Source organism: Salinivibrio sp. MA440, from assembly GCF_001996265.1.
In the GTDB taxonomy this organism is placed as follows: domain Bacteria; phylum Pseudomonadota; class Gammaproteobacteria; order Enterobacterales; family Vibrionaceae; genus Salinivibrio; species Salinivibrio costicola.
Genome location: NZ_MUFI01000024.1, coordinates 1 through 25,869, shown reverse-complemented (window position 1 = coordinate 25,869; position 25,869 = coordinate 1). Strand labels below are relative to the sequence as shown.

Below are 25,869 nucleotides of genomic sequence, written 5' to 3'. Positions count from 1 at the left end.
ATCAACGCTAGCTATTTGGCTGGTAGGGTTTCAGCTCTATCGCTGCATTATCATAAAACAAAACCGAAGGGCCATGCTCAGAGTTTATACTGTGTTTTTCTTCTCCAATGGTGCAGTGTACACGATTTAGCAGTGATTTAGTGGCGGTGATACTGGCTGCACGATAGGACGCTTCTATCGTGGTATCTGTTTCCTCTATCGCCTTCTCAATTTCATCAAGCGCTTCAAATAAGTTATCTCTTGTTGAGGTAATGCGCTCGACCATCGCCGCATCACGTTTGGCGGGTGGTAACGCTTCTAGCTTCGCTTCCGCCGCTTTTACTTTATCGAGTTGCGCCGTTTTATCTTCCCAATCTTTATTCAGTTCAACCATTTGCCGCTTGAGAAGAGGTAACCTCGGAAAACAATGGATATAGGTATGTGCCCCCGCACTGGCCCCCACAATGACCGCCTGAAGCTTTTCACCGACTTCATGTTTCCCACCTGCCAGTGTACCTTTACGCTTCGTGGTGTCACTTATCGTAAGCGACTGCCCCACTTGCGTATTACAATGCATCGCATGCAAGGTCAGCTCGACGTTTTTGTTTGCGCACAAGGTCGCGTATTGAGCAAATTTCGCCACTATGTTGCCATCAGCCACTAAGATGCAGTTGATGTCTGAGTCCGCAGCAACTTGTCGACCAATAATACCGTTCTGAACAATAATATCAGCTCCCGCGGTAATCGTGGCAGACTCAACCACACCGCCGACTGTCACCGTCCCCGACGCTGTCACTTTCATGCCGACTTCAACATCGCCTTTAATGACGACGCTGCCTTCAAAATTGACATGACCGGTGCCTACATCGACAACATCTAAACTCAGCGCATCATCAACTGCAACGCCGTCATTTTGCAAACGCGGGATACCTGCCATGGTCGCAATAAGAATATTAGGATCTTTATTACTGAATGCGCTGCCCTCGTGGGCCGCTAATGTCATCGGTTTACCTGATGACGTTGAGAGCACTGAACCGGTTACGGTAAAGCCTTCATAGCCTGCCGTTTCGGGCACGAGTTTTGCGAGAGGTTGACCTTGCTTCACCATGACCATTTCACCGAGGTCGCGCATGTCTACCGTCCCATCTTCTCGCTCTCTTGGACGACGAACGCGATCGGCGGGGTCTTCTATTAAGTAGACAATGTGCGCATCTTCTCCTGCCACTGGCTGTCGACCAAAGGCTACGGGCACATCCAGATATTCACCGGGTTTTAATCGTCCAGAAGCAGACAACAGTTTTTGTAAGGTTGGTTTTTTGATACCACGAACAATATTTGCTTCACGCAGTGTCGACAGAATATCATCACCTTTAAGACCTCGCCCACCACACGCCCCATTAACGATAAGATAGGCCGTCATCTTATCATCTGCGATACGGGCTTCTATTGTGGCATCCCGTCGCTCGGCGATAATAAAGTCTTCTGACTCACTATCATCGTTGGACGTATTCAGCTTGGTTAAAGCCGACTCTATCGTATCGTCGAAACAAAAGAAGGCGTCGGCCTGGTGATGCACCAACCAATCCTTAATTTGTTTTTTCTCTATCGGTTGATCACTCGTGTGCTGAGTATTACCGGCCGATAAATACACACGTTGCCCATCCTGAGAAACTCGGAGGATATCGTCTAGCATGTCGCTCCCTGCCAAAAACGCCTTACGGCTTAATCGATATGATGATCCAACCGTATGACATTGTTTTCGTCTCGTCATAAAACGAAACGCCACGCCTCACCACAACCTTAACAACGATTAGGTTAGCCTACGTCGTAGATCGCTGAGGGCAAATGTCTCATTTGTAATAAATTATACAGGTTTAGTCATTTTGGAAGCAGGATCTCTAGTAAAAACGTGAGCACGATAGGATTTATTTGATCACTACTTAGTAAGTTTCTCAGTTTCTATGATGGACGATTTACACTGTAAATCTCATCCGAGCCTCGTTTCATTGGCGGCTATGTTTGCATTGATCGCTGCATTTACATGGAGCACTGTATTTACATGGAGCACTGCATTTACATGGAGCACTGCATTTACATGGAATGTGGTATTTACGTGGAGCGTGGTATTTGTAGTGAAAGCTATGTTGGCATTAACAGGTATGTTTCTATTAACAGCCTTATGTGAATTTACAGTGTAAATTGATACGTTTGGCGCTTCCTTATCTTTACACTGTAAATTGAACCAATAGCTCTATCAAAACGGCCTGACTCACTCACTGACGTCATGGCGCATAACATAGTCACGGATCATCGCTTCAGCTTGTTTTTTACCCGTCAGTCCGTACCGCGCACATACCGTAGACCACGAATGGCCAAGAATAATCCGACTGATCAATACATAGAGCGCATTATCGTCTGGATGCGAAGGTAAGGCTTTAACGTGCTGACGTAACCATATTTGTAGGCTTGCCAATGACGCATCAACGCCAACGCCCCCGGCAATAAATCCTTTAATCTGTTGGTCTATACAGCCTGCCAGTGGCTTATCAGATAAGAAGCACATCATAGCGCCAACAATATCAACCTCCATGGCCTGATGAGTTGTCATCCATTGGATTGGTAAGCTATGACGAAACAAGGCGACACCGTCTTGCAACCACGCTAGCCGTTTGATTGGCTTTACCATTTGTAAAGAATAACAACCACTGGCTTGATCGCGCTTCAAGCCAAGTTTTATTGGTTCAAACCCCTGCTTCAACCAGAATCGACTAAGACGAGCCGTCGCACCAAAACTCACCCCGAGACACGACATCTCAAGCTTGCTTGCCTCCTGAGCCACAGCAGTAATAAGCTGCTGACCTAACCCTTGATATCGGTAAGATTCGGCTACCGCGATTCGTTCAACTCGCCAAAGGCTCTGGTGCAAAATCGCTGGTTCGCCGAGATGGGCAGCGAGCGACTGGCTGAGAAGATGGCCTTTAAGGCGACGTTGCCCCGCAACCACCGCCCGGCTCAAGTCGGCACTAAGACGGCATTCCTCATTGATCACACACGCAGAGACCAACTCGCCCGCGACGCTTCCCACCCAAACAATGATTGAATCGTCATCAAGTAACCGTGCTAAATCATTCGGCGACGTTTGATAATGCGCAGCCAGCAACAAAGCAAATAATGAACGCAGTAAGGCTTCATCACTCAATAGCTGTGCGGGAGATAAACGCTGAACGACGATATTATCCAACTTAACGGGTTGGCTTTGGTCGTCACTGATCAGTAACTCAGGCGGATCGACATCGAGCAAGAATAATGCATTTAGCGCACGTTCAACCGGATCGTTATCCGCCCATCGCATTGGCGCAGTTAGTCTCAATGGTCGCCATTGTGGTTGCTCTGCATCCAGTAATTGTTTCAGCCTTATCGTAAAAGCACGTCCGGTTCCTTCATAACCATGCTCTGTGGTTGCAATGGCCACGCGACTATATTGATGTAAGCATTGGCTCAACATCGGCAATGGGATTGCCGCCGCTTCATCAATCAAAAGAAGGTCCGCCAACGGCGTTTCTTGTAACAAGGTATCGGGGGCAATATAGCGGATATCGCTGCCTTGATAATCAATTACCTGACCTTGGGTATTCATACCCAAACTTGACTTAAGATGACTAAATAAGGTTGCGGCATGCGCGGGCGTCGGTGCGCTGACCAAAATTTTTCGTGGTTTGTTCATGACTAACTGTGCCACTGCGATTCCCAACGCTGCCGATTTTCCACGACCACGATCGGCCGTTAACAACAAGGGACGACGCCGGTGACCCGTGGCCACTTTCTTGACCGCCTCAATCGCATTCTCTTGTCTCACCTCATGTTGGCCAGGCAAAGGCAACACCTCCGCGGGCCTGCGCACCTGATGACGTAGAAAGAAGGCGACCGATTCATTAAGCTCTAGCTGTTTGACTAAACGCCGCACAGAAGGCGGCAATGCCTCCTTTGGCGCCGCTAGTCGTAAAAGAATTAATGATCCCGCCCGACAGCAGCCTGCAATAGCGCAAAACGCTTCGGCATTAAAATCGGCGCCCACCTCAACCACGATATGCCCGCACTCTTGCCCCAGCTTTTGACGCGCTTGACGCCAACTTAATCCTTCATCAGCATGACCGATAACCAGCGGGGTAGCGGCCTCGTCAAAGGCTGCCACGATAAAATCGAGAGGATAATCGATACACACCAATTGTCGATGAGCACGCAATGTGGCGGAATGAATTAAATCTGCAAAAAACTGTTGCAGAGTTGATGAGGTCGTTGATGTCCCCATAGGACGCGTTCCGTTTTGTCGATTTAGCAGATAAAGAAGATGATACCATGCAAAAAAAAACGACACGCAAAGGCGTGCCGTTTTTTATTCGATTTGAACGCGTTAACCGTTAAAGTGTTCCTTTATCAGCGCCAAGATCTGCTCAGCATCTTGATCACTCACTTTTTTCAAATTGATACTCAAGTTATTGCCTTTACGACGATAAGACGCGCGTCCTTCTAACAAGGTTTGAGCTTGTTCTTTTTCACTCGGCTGCGGGGCCACAAGCTCATCTTTATATTGCTCAATTCGCTGGGTCACTTCGCGCGTAATGCGTGTCACGCCTTGGGCATCAACTTGTTGCCATAACGGTGTCTCACCTAGCATCGCCACCAACTGCGCTTGCGATTGGCTATCAAGGCTAAAATACAAACGGTGGAGTTTGACGATAGTCGGGCGCCCCAATTCAGAGACACTGGGGTAAGCTTGCAAAAGTGGCAAGGGCAGGGCAGCTGCCTTTAATGCACCACTGACTAATGCTTCACTACACTGACATGCGCTCGCCAGTGCCTTTTGATCACTAACGTCACCGCTGTCTAACATGGCTTGCATTTCTTTACCGCGTTCATACAAGGATAAAGGTTTGTGCGCATTCGCGACATCCGACAAAAACTTAGCATGACGCGTGCTGATCCCTTTTGCGACGTATACTAGAAAATCCTGCTCTGCAATAATGCAAGACATACGGCGCCGGCTGCCATCGAGGACCTCGATACGACCGTCATCAAGCCACCGCCCAACAGCCGGGTATTGTTGTCCGTGCTCTTTTAAGGTGGTCAGAATATCTGATAATGCCAATTCGTTAAGAAACGACTGCTCACGCGCATTTTTATCAAATACTGTTGTTTTATCTCGGATCGTTAACGCTGGGACTTTAACAAGTTCAAACTCGACGGTACGCTCACCCGCCACAGCTAACTCGATCACTGCCGCTCTCTCGCTCGCCGCGCTCTGCGCTTCTTGTGATGTTGTTGCTCGGCGTTTATCCGCCTTTGCAAACAAGCGCGCATTTAAATCAGAGGTTTTAATTGCCATTTTTCTTTTTTACTCCTGATTGAGCTGAGACCAGTAGCTATGCAGCACACGTTCGAGTTCGAGTCCGACTCGATGCACCGCATCTTGCGCCGTTGATAACGTTTTTTTACCGCCCTCAAAATCTTGTGACGTCAAATCAAATACCGTGCTGTACGTATCGGCACAGGTCTCAAAAGCGCGACTTCGAGGAATCGTCGCCATCATGACCTGCTCACCTAAAAGATAATTCATTTCAGTTAAGACAGAAATCTGTTTTTTATTATCATCTTCAAACATGGTTGGCATTAAACGCACAAATTCTAATCCGTGCCAGTCTTCCGGAAACATCTCATACACTTGGGGAAGATGTTGGAAAAAGTTCACCGTCGATGCCCAATCCAGTCGCTTCGCGGCGCAGGGGATCACTAAAGAGTTAGACGCATACATCGCATTCCAAACCAGTGGATCGATATGAGGTCCCGTATCAATCATAATGATGTCGAACTCATCACTGATTGGATCAATCACCTTCTCTTGCAATAACTCCACCACATTCAGCGACTGGCTGGTTGCTAACGCTTGCCATGCCTCTGCATTAAACATGGCGTCTTCAGGAAAGGCAGCCATGGTTTTCAAATTAGGATATTGTGTCGGCAGCAAGACATTACGCATCATGAAATCTTTGTCAGCAGCCTGGGGCGTATTGTCCAACATCACATCAACGGCAGAATAAATCCCTTCTTGTTCCGTCAAACTGATTTGTGGGTTAAGGAATAAACGCAACGAGCCTTGCGGATCTAAGTCAATCAAGCAAATGCGATAACGTTTCTCAAGATTCAGCGCCATACAAGCCGCTAAGTGCACCGCACTCATAGACTTGCCGGTGCCCCCTTTTTGGTTTTGAATGTTCACAACCCAAGGTTTGTGCGTCTTGCCTTTACGTTCATGAAACGTCGGAACATTCGCGGCGTCCATAATTTGATGCGCTTCATCCAGGGTAATGGAGTAATGATTGGCATTATTTTTGGTAAATTGATGCCCGTCTTGCTCCATGCGAGAGATCGCTTCATCAAGCTTGCGCCGCGTAAGCCCTGAACGTGTTTCCATTAACGCTTTTGACATGGGCGGAAAGAGCTGATCGTGTCGCTCTTCCATGACAATCTCCACACGATCAGACTGCACTTGTTTTGTCTGCGCCGCGATATTGCGGAGGTTCTCAATCGTCTTTTCCCTATCCATATTCTTTTTCGCCATCACGAGAAATAATTGTCGATTGTACAGCATAATCCATACAAGACAATAAAAAGGTGAACAGATGCCAATCAAATACAGATCCTGCTCACAATTGTAATTATAGGGTGGGGCTGAATATCATCACCATTGATGTCAAATTCAACCAATATTATCAGAGCCAATCATAGTAAGATTTAAAATGTCACAGTGTCACTTATTTACAATGTAAATGGCGAATAAATACGGAAGCTTGTATTTGGTTGGCTAATTTACGGTTGTCGATATTTCAACATTAAACTGACAATTTTTCATTGATATCACCAGTAGGATCGACCCTTTATTACACATTTTGGCGATGTGCGATGAACATTGATGCCATTTGATCCTATTTCCCGAAAGCATGATCAAGGAAAATAAAGCGATGGATTCAATAGCCTTGATCATGCTTTCGTTGATAACATGGGTAGATAGGAAGCATGATCAAGTACGTATTGCGATGAAATCACCAGCAAATTCAACCGCAATGTCTCAATAAGCCTGGGAACGATGATCAAGTTATATTTCTGATTGAATAGTGCCAGTATCTTAACCGGAACGATATATCCAAACCGCTAATTTACGGACAATGTCAGGCGTACCAAGGGATCCAGGACGATCCGTCGCGATTTTCTTCTCCGATCGTACGACTGATGAGAAATAGGCTGACTCTCGAACAACAAGATCATCATACATGATCATTGTTCCGCATCCGGACACATGCTGACTGATGGCGATTATACTGTTAATGTCATTTCAACTTGAGCGGGCGAGACACGACTTTCTCGCCACATTGCTCACAACATAGGCAGCATTCCGTCTGATTGAGCAAAATTCGCATCACTTGATCATTGTTCCATGATGAAAACACGGCCGTTTGGCTCTGATAACATCATCCAAACAAATAAAAGCGTTCCGAGGCTGTGGATAACGTGTGGAATACGCTTGATCATTGATGCAGTAACTGTTTGATCATTGATGCGATATGCTGATGATCATTGGTTCAGGCCTTACTTGATCATCGTTGGTGAAGTATGTTGATCATGCCTCCAATGCTTTGTTGATCATGCTTTCGAGAAGGGTTATTTTATAATCCATATAAATCAGTTACCTATAGGTTTTTCATCGCCCGGATCATAAGATCAGATCATCAAATTAGATCAGAATAATCATAAAGATCAGTTAAAAGATGCAATAAAAAAGATCTTTCTTTTTGGGTCTATTTTTATTAGGATTTCCCTGGAAGTGTGATCGATTTACGGCTTTCGTCACCTCAACATTAAAGAATAATGCGCTTTGAGTACGCCTGCTATGAAGGATCTTAACTGACATGAGTGCCAGTAAACCGGAAAAAATATTAATAAAAGCACCTCGTTCCCACAAAGACGGGCATCTCTTCGAAGTGCATGGACAACTGGTCGACTGGCTTGCGCAATATGAGCAWTTTAAAGGGGTGACCAAAAGCATCTTAGAACTGCTCAATTTGATTTCAGTGCGCGGGTTTTCATCTCAAGATGGCTATGTCTCTACCACAGAACTTGTTGACGCCACCGACGGTCAATTAACACGTGCTGCCATTCAGCAACGATTACGTGCGGCGGTGCAATTAGGCCTTTTTCTTCAGCAGCCGGTTCGTTTTGAAGAAGGGCTGGCAGGTAAAACGATGCTCCATCGCTTTGTCAATCCAAGCCGTCTCATTTCATCACTTGGCAGTGCGGGATTGATGACAGAAAAAAGCCGAGATGAAGTCAAACAAAAACGCTCTAAAGCGCTGGCACAAACGCAAGTAAACCGCCAACTTCTGAGCGAGCACGGACTGGGAACGCCCCCAATGATGCCTGGCGAAAAAGATCAGATTTTGGTTTCTCCAACAAGCTGGGCGGGGATCATTGATCAAGCTTTGGCGCCGCCACGGACAAAAAAAGCCTATCAAAAATCAATGGTTGCGATCAGCGGGACCAAAGCCATTATTGAGACACGATCAGCCAAGTCGATCATGACGGTGGATGATCTGATGACGTTATTCGCATTATTTACGTTAACCGTGCAATACCATGATCACCACTTACCGAATTACGAGCTACAAACCCAATCGATTGGCAATAAAACCCCCATTTACATCACTGATATTTTGCAACTACGGGGTAAAAAAGACAGTGGACCGGCACGTGATGCAATCCGAGAAAGCATCGATAGAATCGAGTTTACGGATTTTCAACTCCACGAATTGACCGGCCGTTGGCTGAGTGAAAACATGCCTGAAGGGTTTAAAAGTGATCGCTTCCGCTTTTTAGCTCGGACCATTACCGCATCAGAGGAAGCACCAAAAGAAGGTGAAGATGGGGAAGTTAAAATTAAACCCAATCTGTATATCCTGGTGTGGGAGCCGTCGTTTTTTGAAGAATTGATGACGCGTGATTACTTCTTCTTGTTCCCGCCTGAAATTTTGCGTCAGCATACACTGGTATTCCAGCTCTATTCGCTCTTCAGAAGCCGTATGTCACGTCGTTTGGAAGATTCGATGCTACTGAGCGAGTTAAACCAAAAAATGGCGCGTAACATTGAATGGCGACGTTTTTCGAGTGATTTGATTAGAGAGCTTCGAAAACTGGCAGAAGGCAAAGTCACTGAATCGATTTTTGCGGTAAACCTCTGGGGATATCACCTAACGCTGACACGCGAAGACGATGAAAAAAAATATCCGGATTACCGGATGGATATTAAATGTAATGTCGATGAAGTGATCCGTTACTCCCGCGCTAAAATGTATAACGAAGGTAAACGCTCGCTAGCGCCAACCATGCCAAACCCATTGCGCAACGAGATCTTACCCAGCCAAGACCTTGATCAACTGTCCGGGATCATCGATGGCGAGTTTGAGCCTATCCAACGCAAAGAGAAAACCAGCGGCCGTTTGGGGCGCCGTGTTAAGCAACGCAAGCATCTGGTTGAGATCAATGCTGACGAGCTGACCATCGTTCTCTCTAAATATACCTCAGAAGAGGCGTTACAACGCAGTATCACCGCGCTCTCAGCAATGACAGGGCATCCGTCTTCAGTGATCACTGAAGAGTGTCAAGGTTATCTAGAAAAGCTTGATTGGTTACGCGTTGGTGATCAAGTGGTGCCTTATGAAACACTTAGCCGTACAATTGAATTTTTTAATCAGCAACAGCAGGAACGTCACCTATCTATTGAGAAATTAATCTCAGGGTTAGCGGTGCGCCGTAAAGTGTGTCAACGCGTGTTTGACGGCCACCTGGATGGGCAAGTGCTTAGAGCGTTAGATGACATTGCAATGAGTGGCTAACAACCCCGTTATTTTGCACAGGCTTGACGCATAACTGACATGCATTCACGGATTGGCGTTAATATAGATCCCGATAGATACCTTTGTCCTATTTGATGTCTTTATGACATCGTTTGGCTAAATGCTTGCCGAGCGGGCCCTTGCCCGCTTTTTTTCCGATTGTTTTTTCGCGTAGTTGTACCTTGTGTTGCTTGCACAACCCGTTCGATATGGTCGCCTATCATAGTCCCCCCCTAACTGTTTCTATCGACTTGGTTTCATTCTTCTATTTACACTGTAAACTGCCTGTTTTAATTACACGCGATTCGCGTTTCAATGAGGCAGTTATGCCGGTTCTGTTGCCATTTGCCGCGGTTTTTATTTGGTCGGTGAATACCATCGTAAACAAAATGTCAGTGGCGGTCATTGCACCTGGTGCGATGGCCTTTTACCGTTGGTTCTTTGCCATCTTGGTGCTTACTCCCTTTTGCCTACCTACCCTTTGGCGTCAGCGGCGTGCGGTGATAACCTACGCGCCGCGGCTTGCCTTACTCGCCTTACTTGGCATGGTCACAAACCAGTCTGTCGCCTATTTTGCTGCGCAAACCACCACAGCGACGAATATGGCATTGATCATGTCTTTGGTCCCAATGCTCAGTCTCTTTATGAGCATTCAACTACTGTCTCAGCCACTTACAGTGCGAGCCATTGTCGGTGCAGGGTTATCTATCTCTGGGCTGATTTATATGCTGACAATGGGAAAACCGCTAACGTTGTTGACCAGTGGGGCAACCATTGGCGATGGGCTCATGTTAATTTGTGCCTCGTCGTATGCACTGTATTGTGTGTTATTGAAACGATGGTCAATGGCGATTTCTAATTGGGTTTCCGTTTATGTGCAGGCCTTATTCGCGGTAATCATGCTGATCCCCGTGCTTTTGGCGGCACCCAGCCAAAACATAGCGACTGAAGCCTACCCATTAGTGGGATTTGCCGCCTTAGGCGCATCGGTGCTGGCACCGGCAATCTGGCTACAGGCGATCGCGCTCAATGGGGCCAGTCGTACCGCAATGTATATGAATCTATTACCGGTGATGACGGCAATAATCGCCGTCATCTGGCTAGGAGAAGTCTTAACGCCATATCATATTATCGGGGGAGGATTTGTTTTATTGGGCGTTGGGCTGTCTCAGCAATCGACGCGCCAAACTATCCGTCAACGCCGATAAGCGTCTACACTTTTAAAAAGAAAGTGAGACGGAGGTAGCCAATGTGGTGGTTAATTGAGTTAAACTGGATGCCTTTATGGGTAACCCCCACCATGCGTCGCTCTGACGTGTCAGAGCCGTCGCCGATCGTATGGTAACAAGGAGCAGGAGAGCAATAAGCCTACATGGACGTCGACTTATCCCATCACGCTGCGGTGAGTATTCGCGCAGCGCAGCGTCAAGAAGCGCGCTATTTTTGGCATAATATCTACCATTCCCGTGCGTGGAAGCAATACGACGCGCCTTACAGTCCTATTGAGCCGGTATCCTATTGGTCGTTTCGGTTTGGCCTTTTCCGGCGTTTTCTCGCAGGAGATACCGCTCAAGTTATCTGCGTTGATAACAAGCCCGTCGGTTACGTCACTTATTATTGGGAAGACAAGCGCACGCGATGGCTTGAAGTGGGGATCACCATCTTTGATCCCGCATGTTGGGGAAAAGGAACAGGGCGGCAAGCGCTGACACTATGGATAGACCAACTGTTTGCCCGCCAAGCGGTGAATCGCATAGGCTTAACGACTTGGTCCGGGAATATTGGCATGATGCGGTGCGCCAGAGCGTTAGGCATGCGCGAAGAAGGGCGTTTACGCGCTGTCCGCTACTATCAAGGTGAATATTACGATTCACTGCGCTATGGCGTTTTACGTGAAGAATGGCTGCAAAGCCAGATCCCCGTTGCGCAACAAAAAACGGCAGCCCAAACAGCTTCTCTCCAATCGGCCGCATCAGTTGCGTACCAGCCGAATACATGAATTTAGATTGGGCGAAATCCAAGTTTCAATTGCCTGGCGTTCAATAGGGCGGGATAACACATAGCCTTGGAGGTAGTCGCATTGATGCTCGCGTAGCCAACAGAGTTGCTGTTTGGTTTCTACTCCTTCTGCGACAACAGTCAGTCCCACCGCGTGAGCCATCGCAATCATTCCTCGACATAAAGGCGCCGCTTTTCCATGGGGTTGGTCAATGCCCATAATAAAACTGCGATCCATTTTGATGACATTAAACGGATATTGTCTTAGCAAAGAAAGTGATGAATAGCCGGTGCCGAAGTCATCGAGATATAACGAAATCCCAAGTGCATGAATACGTTTCAAATTACGCTGCACGTTGTCAGAATGTTCAAGCAATGCAGTCTCGGTCATCTCGAGCCCAAGGCAATGTGGATCAAAGCGATGGGCGGCAATTAACGCGGCAATATCGTCTGCAAAAGTCGGAGATTGACACTGTTTGGCCGAGACATTCACAGTAATCGATGGGCTTTGCCCGGGGGATAAGCGCAAGTGCCAATTCTCTAACACCTCAGCGACTTGCTCCAATACCCATTGACCTAATTCATTGATATAACCCGTTTCTTCGGCTATTGGAATAAACTCCGCCGGTGATATTGTGCCCAGCGTGGGATGCTCCCATCGCAGTAGTGCTTCTGCATGACTCAATTGTTCGCTATGGCTATCAAAAATGGGTTGGTATACAAGATGAAATTGATGATGTTCGAGCCCTTTCTTTAAGTCTTGCTCCAAAATAAAGCGTTGTTGGACCTTTGCGAGCATCGCCGGTTGAAAAATAGCCACGCGTTCACGGGTTTGTTTTGCGTGATACATGGCAATATCGGCTTGTTGGATAATATCAGTCACCGATTTATTTGATTGGCCCACTGAAGCGATACCGATACTGGCAGATATATTTATCACATGATTTTCGATGTAATAGGGGGTACTTAGCGTTTGAACCAGTTGCTTAGCTTTGGTTTGCGCCAAGGCCAAGGAGCTATCAGCGTGGAGCAGTACAACAAACTCATCACCACCAAACCGATAAACACGATCGTCTGTTACTGCTTTCTGAAGCCGTTTACCCAACTTTTTGAGTAAGGTGTCGCCAGTTACATGACCGAGTGAGTCGTTGACGACTTTAAAATTGTCCAGATCAATAAATAATAATGTGATGCTATCTGAAGGTTCCGCACTGATTGAATGTATGGCTCTCTTTAGTGCTTTATCCAGTGCAGTGCGATTAGCAAGTCCAGTCAAGCTATCATGATGGGCTTGATGGGTTAACTGTTGCGTTTGTTGACTCACTATCTGTTTTGCCAGTAAAAGGCGATTGGCATAGGACCAAAAACTAGCAAGAATCGATAGCCCGAGAGATAAAACAAGTACACCAACCACACCGGCATAAATCAGATCCGTGTGTAACTCCCTAATATCGGTAAAGGTGACGAGTAATCCCTCCTCACTACCGGCAATAGGAATCGATATTGCCGACGAATGGCTGTTGTACCATTGATTGAGCGTGCTTGATGAATGCGTACTAAAGACAGATTGATGACCAAATGCCTCCTGAGCGACCATTCCGACACTAGGCCCAGGCGTCTTGCTTTGCCACAACGCGGGTAAAAATCTATCAAAATATAGGGTGGTAGAAAGAAAACCGAGTAGCTTTCCATCCCGTTCAGTAATTGGTGCAAACCACCGTATGCCGTGGCCTTGTTCGTCATTAAAAAGCCGCGCCTCAGGGTGACGATTAAAATATGCCCGCTCCATGGTTTGGGTATTGTCACACTGAGAATCTGCTCGCCAGCCTAAATAGCCCTCCTCAGCGGCTTGTGGCGACACATACAAAGCGGGAAACGTATCGCTACGCATGACCCACCGACAGACCTGATCGTTTAAAGGAGGGAAGGGGTGATACTGATCTTGTTGGGCCGCAAATTGTGCTAACTCAGCGCGATTAACTCGAGGGAGCCACATGACGCTGTTGAGTCCAGATTGCTTTTGGGTGTGATTATCGATGAAAGCGTGGAATTTTTCGCGTGTTGGCCCATTTTCTTGCTGCAAATACAATTGTGCTGACAACTGAAGTTCATAGAGCTGTGAAAAAGATTGACCTAATGAATAACGGTATTTTTCAACCTCGGCTGAGAAACGACTCTGCTGGCGTTGATTTTCTAGTGTGTAAACTGACCAGCTAGCGACGCTTGCCACGGCTAACACAAGGAGATAGCGCCACAAAGGCTGCTTAGGCAGATATCGCATAAAAATACATCGACTGTCACTACTGAGTGCCACACGATACGGCGCGATTATGACAATCACGACGCAAACGTATGTCACTTTTGTGAAAGCCATTAGGTAATAATACACCACACCCTTAAATAAAAAGTCAAAAATATGACGGTTTTTTATACAGGTTTAACGTCGGTATCATCGCCAATCAAGATCTAAAAGTGTGACTTTGATCACCATGATGTTAGTGGCTTGATTCAACACTGAAGTTTGTACTTTACCGGTCATTTATCCATTTTCTTTTCCATGATCCCAAATATTATCCGTCGTATTTTGATAGGACGACGCTAGCTTCTCTGCTAACGTTGAAACGTCGTTGGATTCGATTTCTGATCCAGTTCTATCTTTTTTAATTTTATTAAGATTATGAATAAAAAAGGGGTTTTTATGGTTAAGTTAGAGAGCGTCTCTGCGGTATGCTTTGACTTAGACGGCACACTCGCAGACCCTTTTGACGATCTGTATGAGGCGGTCAGCGGTATGTTACGTGGCTTAAGCTTGCCTGATGAAGATCCCCATGCAATAAAAGATTGGATTGGTGATGGGGCGGATTTATTGATCCACCGCGTGTTAACTCGACACATCGACGGGCGCGTATCGACCCGCGTGCTAAACCAAGCGCGCGCACTCTTTTTGTCCTCATACCTAGGCAGTAAACCGCCAAAAACTCGACTGTACCCGGGCGTGCTTGCGTGCCTTGAAACCTTATCGCAGCGTCACATCCCGATGGTGTGCACCACAGATATGCAAACGGCGCATGCTAACAGCTTACTGCGAGCACTTGGCGTTGGGCATTTTTTCACCCGGATATTGGGTGCCGATGCAATGTCTGTTGGCAAGCCGGATCCGGACGGTATTTACGAAGCGGCCGCCATACTTGACGTTTCACCCTTGGAACTGCTGGTGGTGGGGGATTCGGTCAGCGATGTGCATGCGGCTCGCGCCGCTGGCTCGCCAGTGATTTGTGTTAACTATGGCTATAATTACGGTACAGGGATCCAAAAGGCCTGTCCGGACACTACCCTTGATACATTGGCCAGTTTGCCCAATATCATTGCAAGGCCCAATCGTTTGGGTGTACCGGGACAGGGTGTCACCGCCCCACCGGTATTAGCGGGCTCACTGCGTGGTCGTGCGATGCGACCTAAAGGGGGCGCACAATTTCGATAATATAGCCAGGAGGGAAGCGTGAAAAACGAACTCGATCCGACCCATCTGCTTCGCGCGTTTGAGATAGTCACGGAGTTTGGTGAGAAAATAGAAGATGGACACCGCTTGGATGGCATTGACGCTTTCTCAGATTATGACGGCTATACCATTTATTTAGCAGGAAATGGGGTACAGTTACGTGTGGGGTTTCACAATACGTATCATCTCGACTACGAGCATGAGAACCTTAAAGAGCAGTTCCTGAAAAAGGTCGATGCGCTAGTCAAAAACTATAAAAGATAGCGACGGATAGGCAATGCATGCCGGACCGTCACACGCCCCACAATGGGGCGTTTTTTATAGGTCAAAGGCAGGGAGCATGGACAGCGAACCAATCACCACAAACCGAACACGCGGGACCCAAGCCCATTATCAAGCGTTAGTCGACAGCGCGGCAGCCGCGATCTTGGTGATTGATGAACGCGGCATTATTTTAGATGCGAACCCGTTCACCCACCGATTATTGGGTTATCACCCGCAACAGCTAATCGGAAAGAATGTTGATTGTTTAATGCCGCCGGAGCACCAAGGAAAGCATGACCATTATTTACGGCAATATATAACAACAGGCCAGGCAAACATTATCGGTACCGGCCGGCGGGTTGAGGCACGGCATCAAGCGGGGCATGTGGTACCCATTCATCTTGCGGTCAGTGAAGTGTGGATTGAAGACCGGCGAGAGTTTATTGGCATTATGTCTGATATGCGCGCGCTGACTCAGGCTCAGACGCGTATTAAACACGAACGCAATCAACTCAAAACCATTATTAATGCGATCGCCAATCCTGTTTTTGTCCGAGAGCTGGGCGGACAATATTCGCTTGCAAATTACGCCTGCCTGCAAGCATTAAATGTCGAGCATGTTGAACAGCTTGCTGAGGCAATTCATGGTGCCTTGCCTGAGGGAATGCGCGAAACCCTCAATGCGCTTGATCACCAACTGACGCTCGATGGTGAACCCGTTCATGTCGATGTGACATTAAGAGATGGTCGGACTTTTAAGCTCGCTAAAACGCTTATTCGCCACGTAGAGGGAGAGCCTTACGCCATTGTGACTGTTGGGTATGATGCCACACCATTACTGCAAGCGAAGCACGAGGCAGAACGCGCCAATCAAGCCAAAAGTGATTTTCTCTCTGCCATGAGTCATGAGCTGCGCACGCCTTTAAACAGTGTGCTCGGTTATGCGCAACTACTACAACGATCCTCTTCTCCTCGCTTGACGGAGACGCAACGGCAATATGTCGATCAAATTCACCAAAGTGGTCGCCACTTACTCACCTTAATTAATGATGTGCTGGATCTTGCCAAACTTGAGGCAGGAAAAACGGTGGTCAATGTCACCTGGTATCCGGTTCGTGCCCTTGTCAGTGATGCCGTTCGAACACTACTCCCGCTCGCACAGCAACAGCACGTTGAGTTAGATGAGTGCCTACCCGCGGATCTGAGTGGCGACCTATATGTGGATCCAACCCGTTTCAAACAAGTGTTGATCAATTTACTCAGCAACGCGATTAAATATAACCATCCTCAGGGGCGAGTATGGGTTGAAGCCAGTCAACCATCGTCAACCTTGACGATCTCTGTATCAGATACCGGGATCGGCATTGCTGAAAATCGGTTAAACCATCTTTTTGAGCCATTTAACCGCTTGGCCGCCGAACAATCACAGATTGAAGGGGCAGGTGTGGGGTTAGCGGTGAGCCATCAATTGGTTGTGCAAATGCAAGGCGAGATGTCAGTAAAAAGCCAGCCAGGAAAGGGCAGTTGTTTTGCAGTGACTTTCCCTTACCGGACGTCGACGCGATCTGGCGATCAAGGTTGTGCGTGTCTCCGCGTGAGCCAGCCGCATCGCGTGCTCTATATTGATAATAACAGTGCCCGTCAGCGCCTGATGACCGATTGCTTTGAAGATTGGCCAATGTTGACACTCTATCATGCGCATGAGCTGTCACTGGCTGAGGCTGTTGCGCTCGCTTCTCCGCCATCGTTAGTCATTATAGCGGCTGATAGCGTTGCGGCAACGCCCGAACAAATACAAGCACAATTTGGCGACAAACCACTCATTGTTCTGACTGACAACCCATGCGACGAACCGCATAACAAACCGACATTACGACGTTTATCGCTGCCGCTCTCGTCAGCGGACTTGGCTGAGGCCATACAATTATTATTAGAGGAGAGGCTATGACAAAGGATCCGTCACAAGCACATATATTGATCATTGATGATCGACCGGAAAACATTCACTTACTGTCTACCATGCTCAAGCAAGCCGGTTATCAACAGCTGAATGGGCTCACCGATCCTCGCCTTGTTACCGATGCTCTCTCCCCCGTTCCTGACCTGATTTTACTCGATATGCGGATGCCGCAGCGCTCTGGCTTACTGGTGCTGGATGATCTTAATGACGCTTTAGATGAGCATTGCCCGCCCGTGATGGTACTCACCGCAGATAATGACCTGAATTTGCGTAACCAAGCGTTATGCCGTGGCGCGATTGATTACATCAGCAAACCCTTTGATCACGATGAGGTGTTGCAACGGATTCAAAACCTTTTGTATCTGCAATTGAAAACCCGTAAAGAGCGCGATCAAGCGGCACGGCTGCAAATGCTGGTTAACAAACAAACGGCGGCTTTACGCGCGCTTTCTTTGACCCATCCGTTAACCGGGCTACCAAATCGTCGTGCATTATTAGATGCCGCTGAGCGCCAGCTGAGCAAAGGGCCGGTGACTGTGATGATGATTGCCTTAGATGGCATGGAAGCGGTGACCAAACACCAAGGTCATTTAATGACAGAGGCACTATACAAACAAGTGGCCAATCTGCTAGCCAATAGTACAGTGGCGCGCCCACATCGCATTGGCGTTTGGGATAGCACACGACTGGTGATGCTGATTGAAGAACACGATAACCATGCCATAGAAAAAGCCGCGCGCATCAATCGGTTGATCAGCGGACATCACACGCTCGATGGGCGTTTAATGTTTTTACGTTGCCACATTGGTATCAGCCGCACGGAGCTTGAGACACAAGATGTGGCGCAACTGTTTCGTCAAGCCATTTTAGCGATTCCGACGGATGACCAACTTATCGGCGAATATCAGCCTGAGCTTGATAGCCAAGCTCAGCGCGCGCATTTGATTCGCACCGAATTAGGGCCAGCACTACAAAGCGGACAATTATCACTGGTGTATCAACCCAAATGGCGATTAGACGGCGGTTTGATGATAGGCGCGGAAGCGCTGTTGCGTTGGCAGCATCCGACCCTTGGGGCCATCAGTCCGGCGGAATTTATCCCCATCGCCGAACGCAGCGCAGACATGATCCAACTGGGCGACCACGTACTGGTGATGGCCTTAGCCGCGGTTGAATGTTGGCGAAAAAATAAACTGATCAACGATAGCTTTCACCTGTCAGTCAATGTTTCTGCCCAGCAGTTTCGCCCCGGCTTTGCTGACAGCGTCTTAGCTCGGTGCCAGGCAGTTGATGTCCCTTTGCATCTGATTCAATTAGAGGTGACAGAATCAGCACTGATCCAGCACATGTCGGTGGCACTGAAAGAGCTACAACAATTGCGAGATGCAGGCATGCATATCGCCCTCGATGACTTTGGCACCGGCTACAGCTCGCTCAGTTACCTTAAACAGTTACCGGTCGATTGGGTCAAACTTGATCGCAGCTTTATCCAAGACTTGGCTACCAACGCCAGTGATAAGCACTTGGTGGGTAGCGTGATTGATTTGGCCCATGGCTTTGGTCATGGTGTGGTCGCCGAGGGCGTCGAAAAAGAGGACCAGCAGTATGTGCTACAAACCATTGGCTGCGACCAAGTGCAGGGCTTTTTATACGCACGGCCGCTAATCCAAGAGGGATTTGAACAACTGCTTAAAACCGCCAACCAAGGCAACGCGACCATTAATAGCAACGCAACGAACAATAGCAATGCAACCAGCAACAGTAATGAGATGGCCTAAACGCGCAATTAGCACCCTCAACCTTGCGCTTTATCACTAAGGTTTATATTCTGACCGTGTTAGTCGGGGAGCAAGCAATTGCTGAGACTGCGAAAGCAGGACCCGTAGAACCTGATCCAGTTAGCACTGGCGGAGGGAACTGACGTGCTCAGCACACAAGGTCGCGCCATCGTGCGTGGTTTTGTCTCCTTCCGCCCCTCATGATTAAGGGGCCAATATGAACCAATCACCACCTGTTATTCTCACCATCGCCGGCTCAGACAGCGGTGGGGGAGCTGGTATTCAAGCCGATATTAAAGCGATTTCAGCCACGGGCGGCTATGCCTGCTCGGCGATCACCGCCTTAACTGCACAAAATACCTGTGGCGTTGAGGCCGTCTCGCCGGTCGACCCAGCGTTTGTTCGCGCGCAACTGAATGCTGTGTTATACGACATGCCGGTACGTGCCGTGAAAATCGGCATGCTCGCCAACCAAGCGATTATTCGCGAAGTAGCCGCTGTGCTCGCGCGCTCCCCGCATTTACCGGTCGTGCTCGATCCGGTCATGATCGCCACCAGCGGCGATCCGTTATTAGATGATGACGCCATGGATGCACTGATCAATACATTGATCCCGCGCGCGACCATTTTAACCCCCAACTTGCCAGAAGCCGCGCGTTTAACCGGGTGTCCTGTTCCGACAACCACCGAGGAGATGTACGCCTTAGTGCCGGCACTGCGCAAGCTAGGATGTCCGTATGTGATGCTAAAAGGCGGGCACTTGCATCATGCGCCAGAGAGTCTGGATGTGTGGATTAGCCGAGATACGTGTCAAACCCTGAGTGCGCGCCGCATTGAAACGCCTAACACCCATGGCACAGGCTGTTCACTGTCCGCGGCGATTGCCTCGTTTTATGCGCAGGGACTGACACCCATTGACGCCGGGCGAGCGGCTAAGCGTTATCTCACTGACGCCTTAGCGCATAGCCAACAGTTAACCGTTGGAAGAGGGGCAGGGCCGGTACATCATTTTTTCGCCTACCCCGCTGATGAGAGTGTTTATTTATCCAAGCATGCGTTGGTTGAATCGCACGCTCTCGTTAAATAATGCATTTGATTAAATAGCGTGCTTACGCAGCGGACCAATGCGGCAAGCGCTGGGCGGCGATATAAAAAAGACGGTCGCCCGGCAATACTTTTGTCCCCACTGGCGGGTTCAAAACAATACCTTGGCCTTGGTCGATCCCAATTAAGGTGGCGTCATATTCTTGCTTGAGCTGACCAAAGAGATCGCCGGTATCGATTTCTGTTGCGTTACTCGGATAACGGGCACAGTATTGCGTCATCCCTTGTGACGTGCTCAAAAGCTCATGATGCAACTGACTTGAACCGGGATCCACCGCCGCTTTTGCTAGCATTTCGACCGATACCGACGGCACACATTCCGCATGCGGGTAGTGCTGTTTGAGGATTTGGCTTATCGCATCATCTTGAAAATACGCTAATAAATGCGCTGACGGATTTTTATGTGCGCAGAACAGAGCCGCTGACAAAGTAATATCATCTTCTGGGTTATCAATAATAATACTCGAGGCATGCTCGACCTTGGCGCGAGCAATGCCTTCAGCATCGGTAAAACTTGCCACGCGCACAAATTCCACCTCACCAGGCAGTGGGTTTTCGATTTCTGCGCGCGCACAAAGCACAATCGGGCGCTCACCATGCACTCCGCTTTGCAATAAACGAATAAGCTGTATCGTACGTTGTCCGTTCCAGCCTAAGATAAGAAGATGATTTTTCACACTAATACTCCGTTTTCCTTGTAACCCGCGTCGCCAATAATCCACCAGTGATCCGGTGACATGCCCAATCACCACCGCAAACAACCCTAAGCCGCCGGGAATAATCCAAAAAGACGTGATCCATTGCCCCCACTCAGTAACGGGGGAATAATCGCCGTAGCCAACGGTCGAGGCCGTCACAATCAAGTAATACACATAGCGGCTCAGCGACTGGGTCATCGCGGTCTCGCCCGCTCCATATAAAAGTAGCCAGCCAATCACGCCATAGGCGAGTACCACCAAGCCGAGCATACGCCCGTTCAAATGGGCGAAGCGGCTGATAATCCAACGTTTAAAAAGCAACCAAAAGGTCATAAATTTTCGCTCATTCACTTCAGTGATCGCAGTATGAAGTGATTTGCGTCAGGTTTACAGTGTAAATCAGGCGCTTGGCGTCAATGCGATCACAGTTTAATCGATTGTATGCATGTATTGTCTTACAAAGCGTACAATGGAGAGAGCGAATCAATGGAGGGCTTTGCGTGTTTATATCTCGGCGTCAACTTGAACAAGAGCAGCAAAAGCAGGTTGCTCTGCAGCAAAAAATTGAGCAAATTAATCATACCATCGACGCGCTGAATGCAGAGAAAGGCGCATTGCAGGCAGAGCTGGATACCGTCGCGAAAAAACGCCAAACCGGCAAAGCGATCGACGCCAACTTATGCCACTTTGGTGATTCGATCAACGCCACCCAATCTTCACTGGCGACCCTGGCGGACACCATTAACGGTGAAAAAGAGCGTGTGACCGAAGTGAGCCATCAAGCGGCATCATGTGCCGAGCAAGTCAATGACCTTGCGCGCCATGTGCAGTCGTTATCTTCGCAATGTCAGCAATCGTCGGAAGCGATTCGTTCACTCGATCAACACGCACAAGAGGTGAGTGGCATTGTCAATTTAATTCGCGATGTCGCCGATCAAACCAACCTGCTGGCGCTAAACGCAGCCATTGAAGCGGCACGCGCCGGCGAGCAGGGCCGAGGTTTTGCGGTGGTTGCCGATGAAGTACGCAACCTTGCCGAGCGCACGTCCACTGCCACCCAAGATATTACCCAGCTGGTGGAAAAAATTCGTGCGGGCAGCAGCCATGCGTGTACGCTCACCGATACCCTTGCCACTGAAGCCATTCAATACAGCGAACAAGGCCAACAGGTTGCCGATGCCATGGCCACCCAAAGTGAGCAAGCACAGCACAGCCGCACCACCATTAAAGCCTCTGCACTGCGCGCCTTTTGTGAACTGGCAAAACTTGATCACATCAGCTTTAAATTTGCGATATACCGCGTGGTATTAGGCGAAGACAGCATGATGGCGGACGATGTCACCGATCACACCCAATGCCGACTCGGCCAGTGGTATAACCATGGTGAAGGGCAGCAATATTTTGGTCAGTTGCAAACGTTTAAAGCCATTGCCGCGCCTCACGAGCAAGTGCACACCCATGCCAAGGCTGCGGTGGCAGCGTTTCATGCTCAACAACCCGATCAAATGGTCACCGCATTAAAAGAGATGGAAAACGCCAGCATGACGGTGATCGATAAGCTTGAACATCTCGCAATAGAAGGGAGTGAAGAGGTGGCGTAACAACGGGGTGTTAAATCGACGAGCTCATGGTAATCTCAAGTCAAACCAAGGAAAGATGGCCGAAGGAGGCTGAAGTAACCATGACGTCGATTGCACTACTCGATGGTGGCCTAGGGCAAGAAATTTATCAACGTGGCCCCGATGTGAGCTCTAAGCTTTGGTCGGTCGCGGTGATGTTAAAACATGCCAATATTGTCAAAGACGTGCACAAAGATTTTATCCGTGCCGGCGCGAAAACACATACCTTAAATACCTATCCTGCGACACCCACACGTCTGGCCAAAGCGGGGTTGAGCGATAAAATCAACACCATTTATCAAAAAGCCTTCGAAGCGCTAGAGCAAGCCGTGGATGAGACAGGCGCCGATGTCGATATTGCCGGTTGTTTGCCACCGCTGGTGGGCAGCTACCTCGGCCAGCCGCAACGCAGTTTTGATGACATGAAAGCCGAGTTTTTGCACATTGCCCGCTTGCAGCCTCATGTGGATGTGTTTTTAATTGAAACCATGACCAACACCCTCGAAGCGCGCGCGGCCTGTGCTGCGGCCCAAGAGCAAGGCAAACCCTATGGCGTCGCGTTTCGGTTAGAGGCTGCAGGCACCTTGCGCTCGGGCGAGTCACTTGAACAAGCCATGCACGCGGTCACTGACTACGCGCCGACAGCAGTGATGCTCAATTGCTGCGACCCAGAAGTGCTTACTACGGCGATGCCAAAAATGGCCACCCAAGCCAACATTGTCGGTGGCTATGCCAACGCCTTTAAATCGGTAGAAGACATGGCCAAAGGCAGCAAAGCCGATGCCCTAGAAGCGCGAGAAGATCTCTCACCCTTAGTCCACACCGAACGCGTACAACAATGGATTGCCGACGGCGCCCTGGTGGTCGGCGGCTGCTGCGAAATCACCCCCGCCCACATCCAACACCTCGCGCAAACCCTTGATCAGTCCCACGAGATCATCAAGTTTTCGCAGTTGAGGGGTTAAGGCTTTAACGCGTTCCCACGCGCCGGCGTGGGAGCGAACAAGCATGAGATCACAGTGGAACTCTAACAACTCACTCAATCAAGCTTATCCATCATTCTGCGGGCACGAAAACGGCTCCTCGCGTATAGCGTCAAGTATCCTGATACTGGGAGAGGAGGGACGAGTAAAGTTGAGGACTCTGAACTGCCAAGCAGATAGAAAATTAGGGTGATAAGGTTTATGATTATGACAAAGTGGTTTTTTTTATAAACCAGTTCATTGCTTGAGAGGATGCCATGTTTGCAGAACGCCTAGAACGAGCTCGTAAGGCGGCCGGGCTATCAATGAGTGCATTAGCCAATGAAGTTGGCCTGTCCGCTAACGCTATTAAAAAGTACGAGCATGGCACGACAATGCCTTCATCTTCGAACCTACTGAAGTTGGCAAAAGCTCTCGCTGTGCGCTCAGAGTATTTCTTTCGCCCAACGAAGGTGAAACTAGAAGGTGTTGAGTACCGCAAGCGTGCGAGTACACCAAAGAAAATGCTGGACCGAATCAATGGTGACGTTCTAGACCAAGCTGAACGTTGGCAAGAGCTATTAGCGTGTTATCCCGATTCGGTAAAACCCATTCCTGAGTTTGCGTTACCAGAAGCGCTTCCAGAGCAAGTTACTTGTTTAGAGCAAGTCGAAGCGTTAGCCATCCAAATGCGTCATGCCTGGGAACTTGGCTTAAATCCAATTCACGATATGATCGATACCCTCGAAGCCAAAGGGGTGATGATCATTACCACTGATGTCGAAACGAACAAAAAGTTTGATGGTTTAGCGGGGAAAATTGGCAACACCCCCGTCGTTGTTATCTCTACTGCTCAAAGTGGTGACCGTCAGCGTTTCACCTTAGCACATGAGCTAGGGCACTTAGTGGTACACGGGCGTTTAGCAGAAGGGATTGATGAAGAGAAAGCATGTAATACCTTTGCGGGGGCATTCCTTTTACCAGCACAAACGCTTATTGCGCACTTGGGTAAAAAACGCCGCCATATTGAACCGCGCGAATTGCTCATGCTAAAGCACGAATATGGTATCAGTATGCTGGCGGCACTGTTTCGAGCGCGTCAATGCGGCATTATTACGCCAGCGACGCAGAAGAATTTGTTTATGCTGTTCAGTAAAAATGGCTGGCGAACGCTAGAGCCAGGTAACGCCTATCCACAAGAAACCACTTACCTACATAAACAGTTGGTCTATCGCGCTTTGGGTGAAGAGTACATTGGAGAAGCTAAAGCCGCTGAACTTCTAGGAATGTCACTGTCCGGCTTTCATAAAGAGCGTAAGTTGGAGATGCCTATTAACGAGCAAGTCGCTCAGGAAGGGTAATGTGCAGCAACTTCTAATTAGCGATGCCAATATTCTAATTGACATGGAAGAAGGCGGTTTATTGGAAGCAATGTTTCAGCTGCCCTACGGCTTTGCAACGCCAGATATCCTGTTTTATGAAGAGCTCGAAGAAGAGCATGCTCACTTACCTGGCTTAGGATTAGCGCTAAAAGAGGTTTCTTCCGAATCAATGATGTATGCCATGAAGCTAACAGGGACCTATACCAAAGCTAGCAGAAACGATTGTTTCGCGCTTGCGTTGGCCAAACAAGAGCAATGTCCGTTACTGACCGGCGATATGGCGCTCAGAGTCGCCGCAGAAAAAGAGGCTGCCATTGTCAAAGGCACTATCTGGTTGGTGGGCCAGCTGGTGGTTCATCAGCAAATCAATATAGAAAAAGCGCGAGATGCTTATAGGCAGATGCAAGCCAACGGCAGGCGCTTACCATGGGCACTGGCGGAGCAAGCCCTAGCGGAACTAAAGCAAGAACAGTAAAAGTGTGTTTACTCGTTCTCACGCTCCCGCGTGGGAATGCATGCGGTGTTTGAACCATAATCGCGTGGAGTTTTTTTAGTTATACTTCTWTGGTTAGCGTAATAAAGCCGTCGAGAAGTCAAGAATATATTTAAATGTGGCCCTGATCACATCGTGACGCCTAACCTAAGACAGAATACTTCATATTTTGGGTTGTAATTAGTATATATT

Annotated in this window: 18 protein-coding genes and 1 riboswitch; of the genes, 12 read left to right on the top strand and 6 right to left on the bottom strand. The window is 48.5% G+C overall.

The window, feature by feature from the left end:
- Positions 1-7: 7 nt before the first annotated feature.
- The 4 genes from BZG80_RS09055 to BZG80_RS09040 form a co-directional block, all read right to left on the bottom strand.
- Entirely contained in the window at positions 8-1,672 is a 1,665-nt protein-coding gene (locus BZG80_RS09055) for a DUF342 domain-containing protein (RefSeq protein WP_158011541.1), read from the bottom strand.
- A 576-nt stretch (positions 1,673-2,248) separates the two neighbouring features.
- Positions 2,249-4,288, bottom strand: coding sequence for a GNAT family N-acetyltransferase (locus tag BZG80_RS09050; RefSeq protein ID WP_077679175.1), 2,040 nt, complete (start codon positions 4,286-4,288; stop codon positions 2,249-2,251).
- A gap of 102 nt (positions 4,289-4,390) precedes the next feature.
- Positions 4,391-5,362 (bottom strand): ParB/RepB/Spo0J family partition protein, encoded by a 972-nt coding sequence (locus tag BZG80_RS09045; protein ID WP_077460820.1) that lies wholly within the window; start codon positions 5,360-5,362, stop codon positions 4,391-4,393.
- A gap of 9 nt (positions 5,363-5,371) precedes the next feature.
- On the bottom strand, positions 5,372-6,580 hold the full coding sequence (locus tag BZG80_RS09040) for a ParA family protein (protein ID WP_077460967.1): 1,209 nt from the start codon (positions 6,578-6,580) through the stop codon (positions 5,372-5,374).
- Between the two features lie 1,360 nt (positions 6,581-7,940).
- Between BZG80_RS09040 and BZG80_RS09035 the strand changes: the two genes are divergently transcribed.
- The 3 genes from BZG80_RS09035 to BZG80_RS09025 all read left to right on the top strand — a co-directional run bounded on the left by BZG80_RS09035 (position 7,941) and on the right by BZG80_RS09025 (position 11,919).
- On the top strand, positions 7,941-9,920 hold the full coding sequence (locus tag BZG80_RS09035; protein WP_077679174.1) for a replication initiator protein RctB domain-containing protein: 1,980 nt from the start codon (positions 7,941-7,943) through the stop codon (positions 9,918-9,920).
- Positions 9,921-10,246: 326 nt separating this feature from the next.
- Positions 10,247-11,128 carry a DMT family transporter gene (locus BZG80_RS09030; protein WP_077679173.1) on the top strand — a complete coding sequence of 294 codons (882 nt, stop codon included), beginning with the start codon at positions 10,247-10,249 and terminating at the stop codon, positions 11,126-11,128.
- A 164-nt stretch (positions 11,129-11,292) separates the two neighbouring features.
- Positions 11,293-11,919: a GNAT family N-acetyltransferase gene (locus BZG80_RS09025; RefSeq protein ID WP_077679172.1), complete on the top strand. Its 627-nt coding sequence runs from the start codon at positions 11,293-11,295 to the stop codon at positions 11,917-11,919.
- Here the strand turns inward: BZG80_RS09025 and BZG80_RS09020 are convergent.
- Positions 11,893-14,199: a bifunctional diguanylate cyclase/phosphodiesterase gene (locus BZG80_RS09020; protein WP_198532937.1), complete on the bottom strand. Its 2,307-nt coding sequence runs from the start codon at positions 14,197-14,199 to the stop codon at positions 11,893-11,895. The two genes, BZG80_RS09025 and BZG80_RS09020, sit on opposite strands and share 27 nt — an antisense overlap.
- Positions 14,200-14,616: 417 nt before the next feature.
- On the opposite strand from BZG80_RS09020, the gene BZG80_RS09015 reads away from it, so the two are divergent.
- The 5 genes from BZG80_RS09015 to thiD all read left to right on the top strand — a co-directional run bounded on the left by BZG80_RS09015 (position 14,617) and on the right by thiD (position 20,506).
- Positions 14,617-15,399: an HAD-IA family hydrolase gene (locus BZG80_RS09015; RefSeq protein ID WP_158011540.1), complete on the top strand. Its 783-nt coding sequence runs from the start codon at positions 14,617-14,619 to the stop codon at positions 15,397-15,399.
- Between the two features lie 18 nt (positions 15,400-15,417).
- Positions 15,418-15,681 carry a DUF3081 domain-containing protein gene (locus tag BZG80_RS09010; protein ID WP_025674936.1) on the top strand — a complete coding sequence of 88 codons (264 nt, stop codon included), beginning with the start codon at positions 15,418-15,420 and terminating at the stop codon, positions 15,679-15,681.
- Positions 15,682-15,757: 76 nt separating this feature from the next.
- Positions 15,758-17,629: a sensor histidine kinase gene (locus tag BZG80_RS09005; RefSeq protein WP_198532936.1), complete on the top strand. Its 1,872-nt coding sequence runs from the start codon at positions 15,758-15,760 to the stop codon at positions 17,627-17,629.
- Positions 17,626-19,419 (top strand): putative bifunctional diguanylate cyclase/phosphodiesterase, encoded by a 1,794-nt coding sequence (locus BZG80_RS09000; RefSeq protein ID WP_077679168.1) that lies wholly within the window; start codon positions 17,626-17,628, stop codon positions 19,417-19,419. Before BZG80_RS09005 ends, BZG80_RS09000 begins: the two co-directional genes overlap by 4 nt.
- 54 nt (positions 19,420-19,473) lie before the next feature.
- Positions 19,474-19,574, top strand: a riboswitch (TPP riboswitch).
- Between the two features lie 62 nt (positions 19,575-19,636).
- Positions 19,637-20,506, top strand: coding sequence for a bifunctional hydroxymethylpyrimidine kinase/phosphomethylpyrimidine kinase (gene thiD / locus BZG80_RS08995; RefSeq protein WP_077679167.1), 870 nt, complete (start codon positions 19,637-19,639; stop codon positions 20,504-20,506).
- A gap of 22 nt (positions 20,507-20,528) precedes the next feature.
- Here the strand turns inward: thiD and BZG80_RS08990 are convergent, their stop codons facing one another.
- Entirely contained in the window at positions 20,529-21,554 is a 1,026-nt protein-coding gene (locus BZG80_RS08990) for an ion channel (RefSeq protein WP_077679166.1), read from the bottom strand.
- A 167-nt stretch (positions 21,555-21,721) separates the two neighbouring features.
- Here BZG80_RS08990 and BZG80_RS16230 point away from each other — a divergent pair, with 167 nt between their 5' ends.
- The 4 genes from BZG80_RS16230 (at position 21,722) to BZG80_RS08970 (ending at position 25,659) form a co-directional block, all read left to right on the top strand.
- A complete protein-coding gene (locus BZG80_RS16230) occupies positions 21,722-22,822 on the top strand; it encodes a methyl-accepting chemotaxis protein (RefSeq protein ID WP_274533710.1) in 1,101 nt (366 codons plus the stop codon).
- Between the two features lie 80 nt (positions 22,823-22,902).
- Positions 22,903-23,805 (top strand): homocysteine S-methyltransferase family protein, encoded by a 903-nt coding sequence (locus BZG80_RS08980; RefSeq protein WP_077679164.1) that lies wholly within the window; start codon positions 22,903-22,905, stop codon positions 23,803-23,805.
- Positions 23,806-24,080: 275 nt separating this feature from the next.
- The gene (locus tag BZG80_RS08975) at positions 24,081-25,163 is read left to right on the top strand and encodes a helix-turn-helix domain-containing protein (protein ID WP_077679163.1); all 1,083 of its coding nucleotides are present in this window, start codon (positions 24,081-24,083) and stop codon (positions 25,161-25,163) included.
- A gap of 1 nt (position 25,164) precedes the next feature.
- On the top strand, positions 25,165-25,659 hold the full coding sequence (locus BZG80_RS08970) for a PIN domain-containing protein (protein WP_077677441.1): 495 nt from the start codon (positions 25,165-25,167) through the stop codon (positions 25,657-25,659).
- Positions 25,660-25,869: the final 210 nt, after the last annotated feature.

Bases quoted from the DNA above. Each gene is read 5' to 3' on its own strand.
- BZG80_RS09055 (WP_158011541.1), bottom strand. From the start codon at position 1,672: ATGCTAGACGATATCCTCCGAGTTTCTCAGGATGGGCAACGTGTGTAT.
- BZG80_RS09040 (WP_077460967.1), bottom strand. From the start codon at position 6,580: ATGGATAGGGAAAAGACGATTGAGAACCTCCGCAATATCGCGGCGCAG.
- BZG80_RS09020 (WP_198532937.1), bottom strand. From the start codon at position 14,199: ATGCGATATCTGCCTAAGCAGCCTTTGTGGCGCTATCTCCTTGTGTTA.
- BZG80_RS09000 (WP_077679168.1), top strand. From the start codon at position 17,626: ATGACAAAGGATCCGTCACAAGCACATATATTGATCATTGATGATCGA.
- BZG80_RS09045 (WP_077460820.1), bottom strand. From the start codon at position 5,362: ATGGCAATTAAAACCTCTGATTTAAATGCGCGCTTGTTTGCAAAGGCG.
- thiD (WP_077679167.1), top strand. From the start codon at position 19,637: ATGAACCAATCACCACCTGTTATTCTCACCATCGCCGGCTCAGACAGC.
- BZG80_RS08990 (WP_077679166.1), bottom strand. From the start codon at position 21,554: ATGACCTTTTGGTTGCTTTTTAAACGTTGGATTATCAGCCGCTTCGCC.
- BZG80_RS08980 (WP_077679164.1), top strand. From the start codon at position 22,903: ATGACGTCGATTGCACTACTCGATGGTGGCCTAGGGCAAGAAATTTAT.
- BZG80_RS09025 (WP_077679172.1), top strand. From the start codon at position 11,293: ATGGACGTCGACTTATCCCATCACGCTGCGGTGAGTATTCGCGCAGCG.
- BZG80_RS09015 (WP_158011540.1), top strand. From the start codon at position 14,617: ATGGTTAAGTTAGAGAGCGTCTCTGCGGTATGCTTTGACTTAGACGGC.
- BZG80_RS09050 (WP_077679175.1), bottom strand. From the start codon at position 4,288: ATGGGGACATCAACGACCTCATCAACTCTGCAACAGTTTTTTGCAGAT.
- BZG80_RS08975 (WP_077679163.1), top strand. From the start codon at position 24,081: ATGTTTGCAGAACGCCTAGAACGAGCTCGTAAGGCGGCCGGGCTATCA.
- BZG80_RS09005 (WP_198532936.1), top strand. From the start codon at position 15,758: ATGGACAGCGAACCAATCACCACAAACCGAACACGCGGGACCCAAGCC.
- BZG80_RS09030 (WP_077679173.1), top strand. From the start codon at position 10,247: ATGCCGGTTCTGTTGCCATTTGCCGCGGTTTTTATTTGGTCGGTGAAT.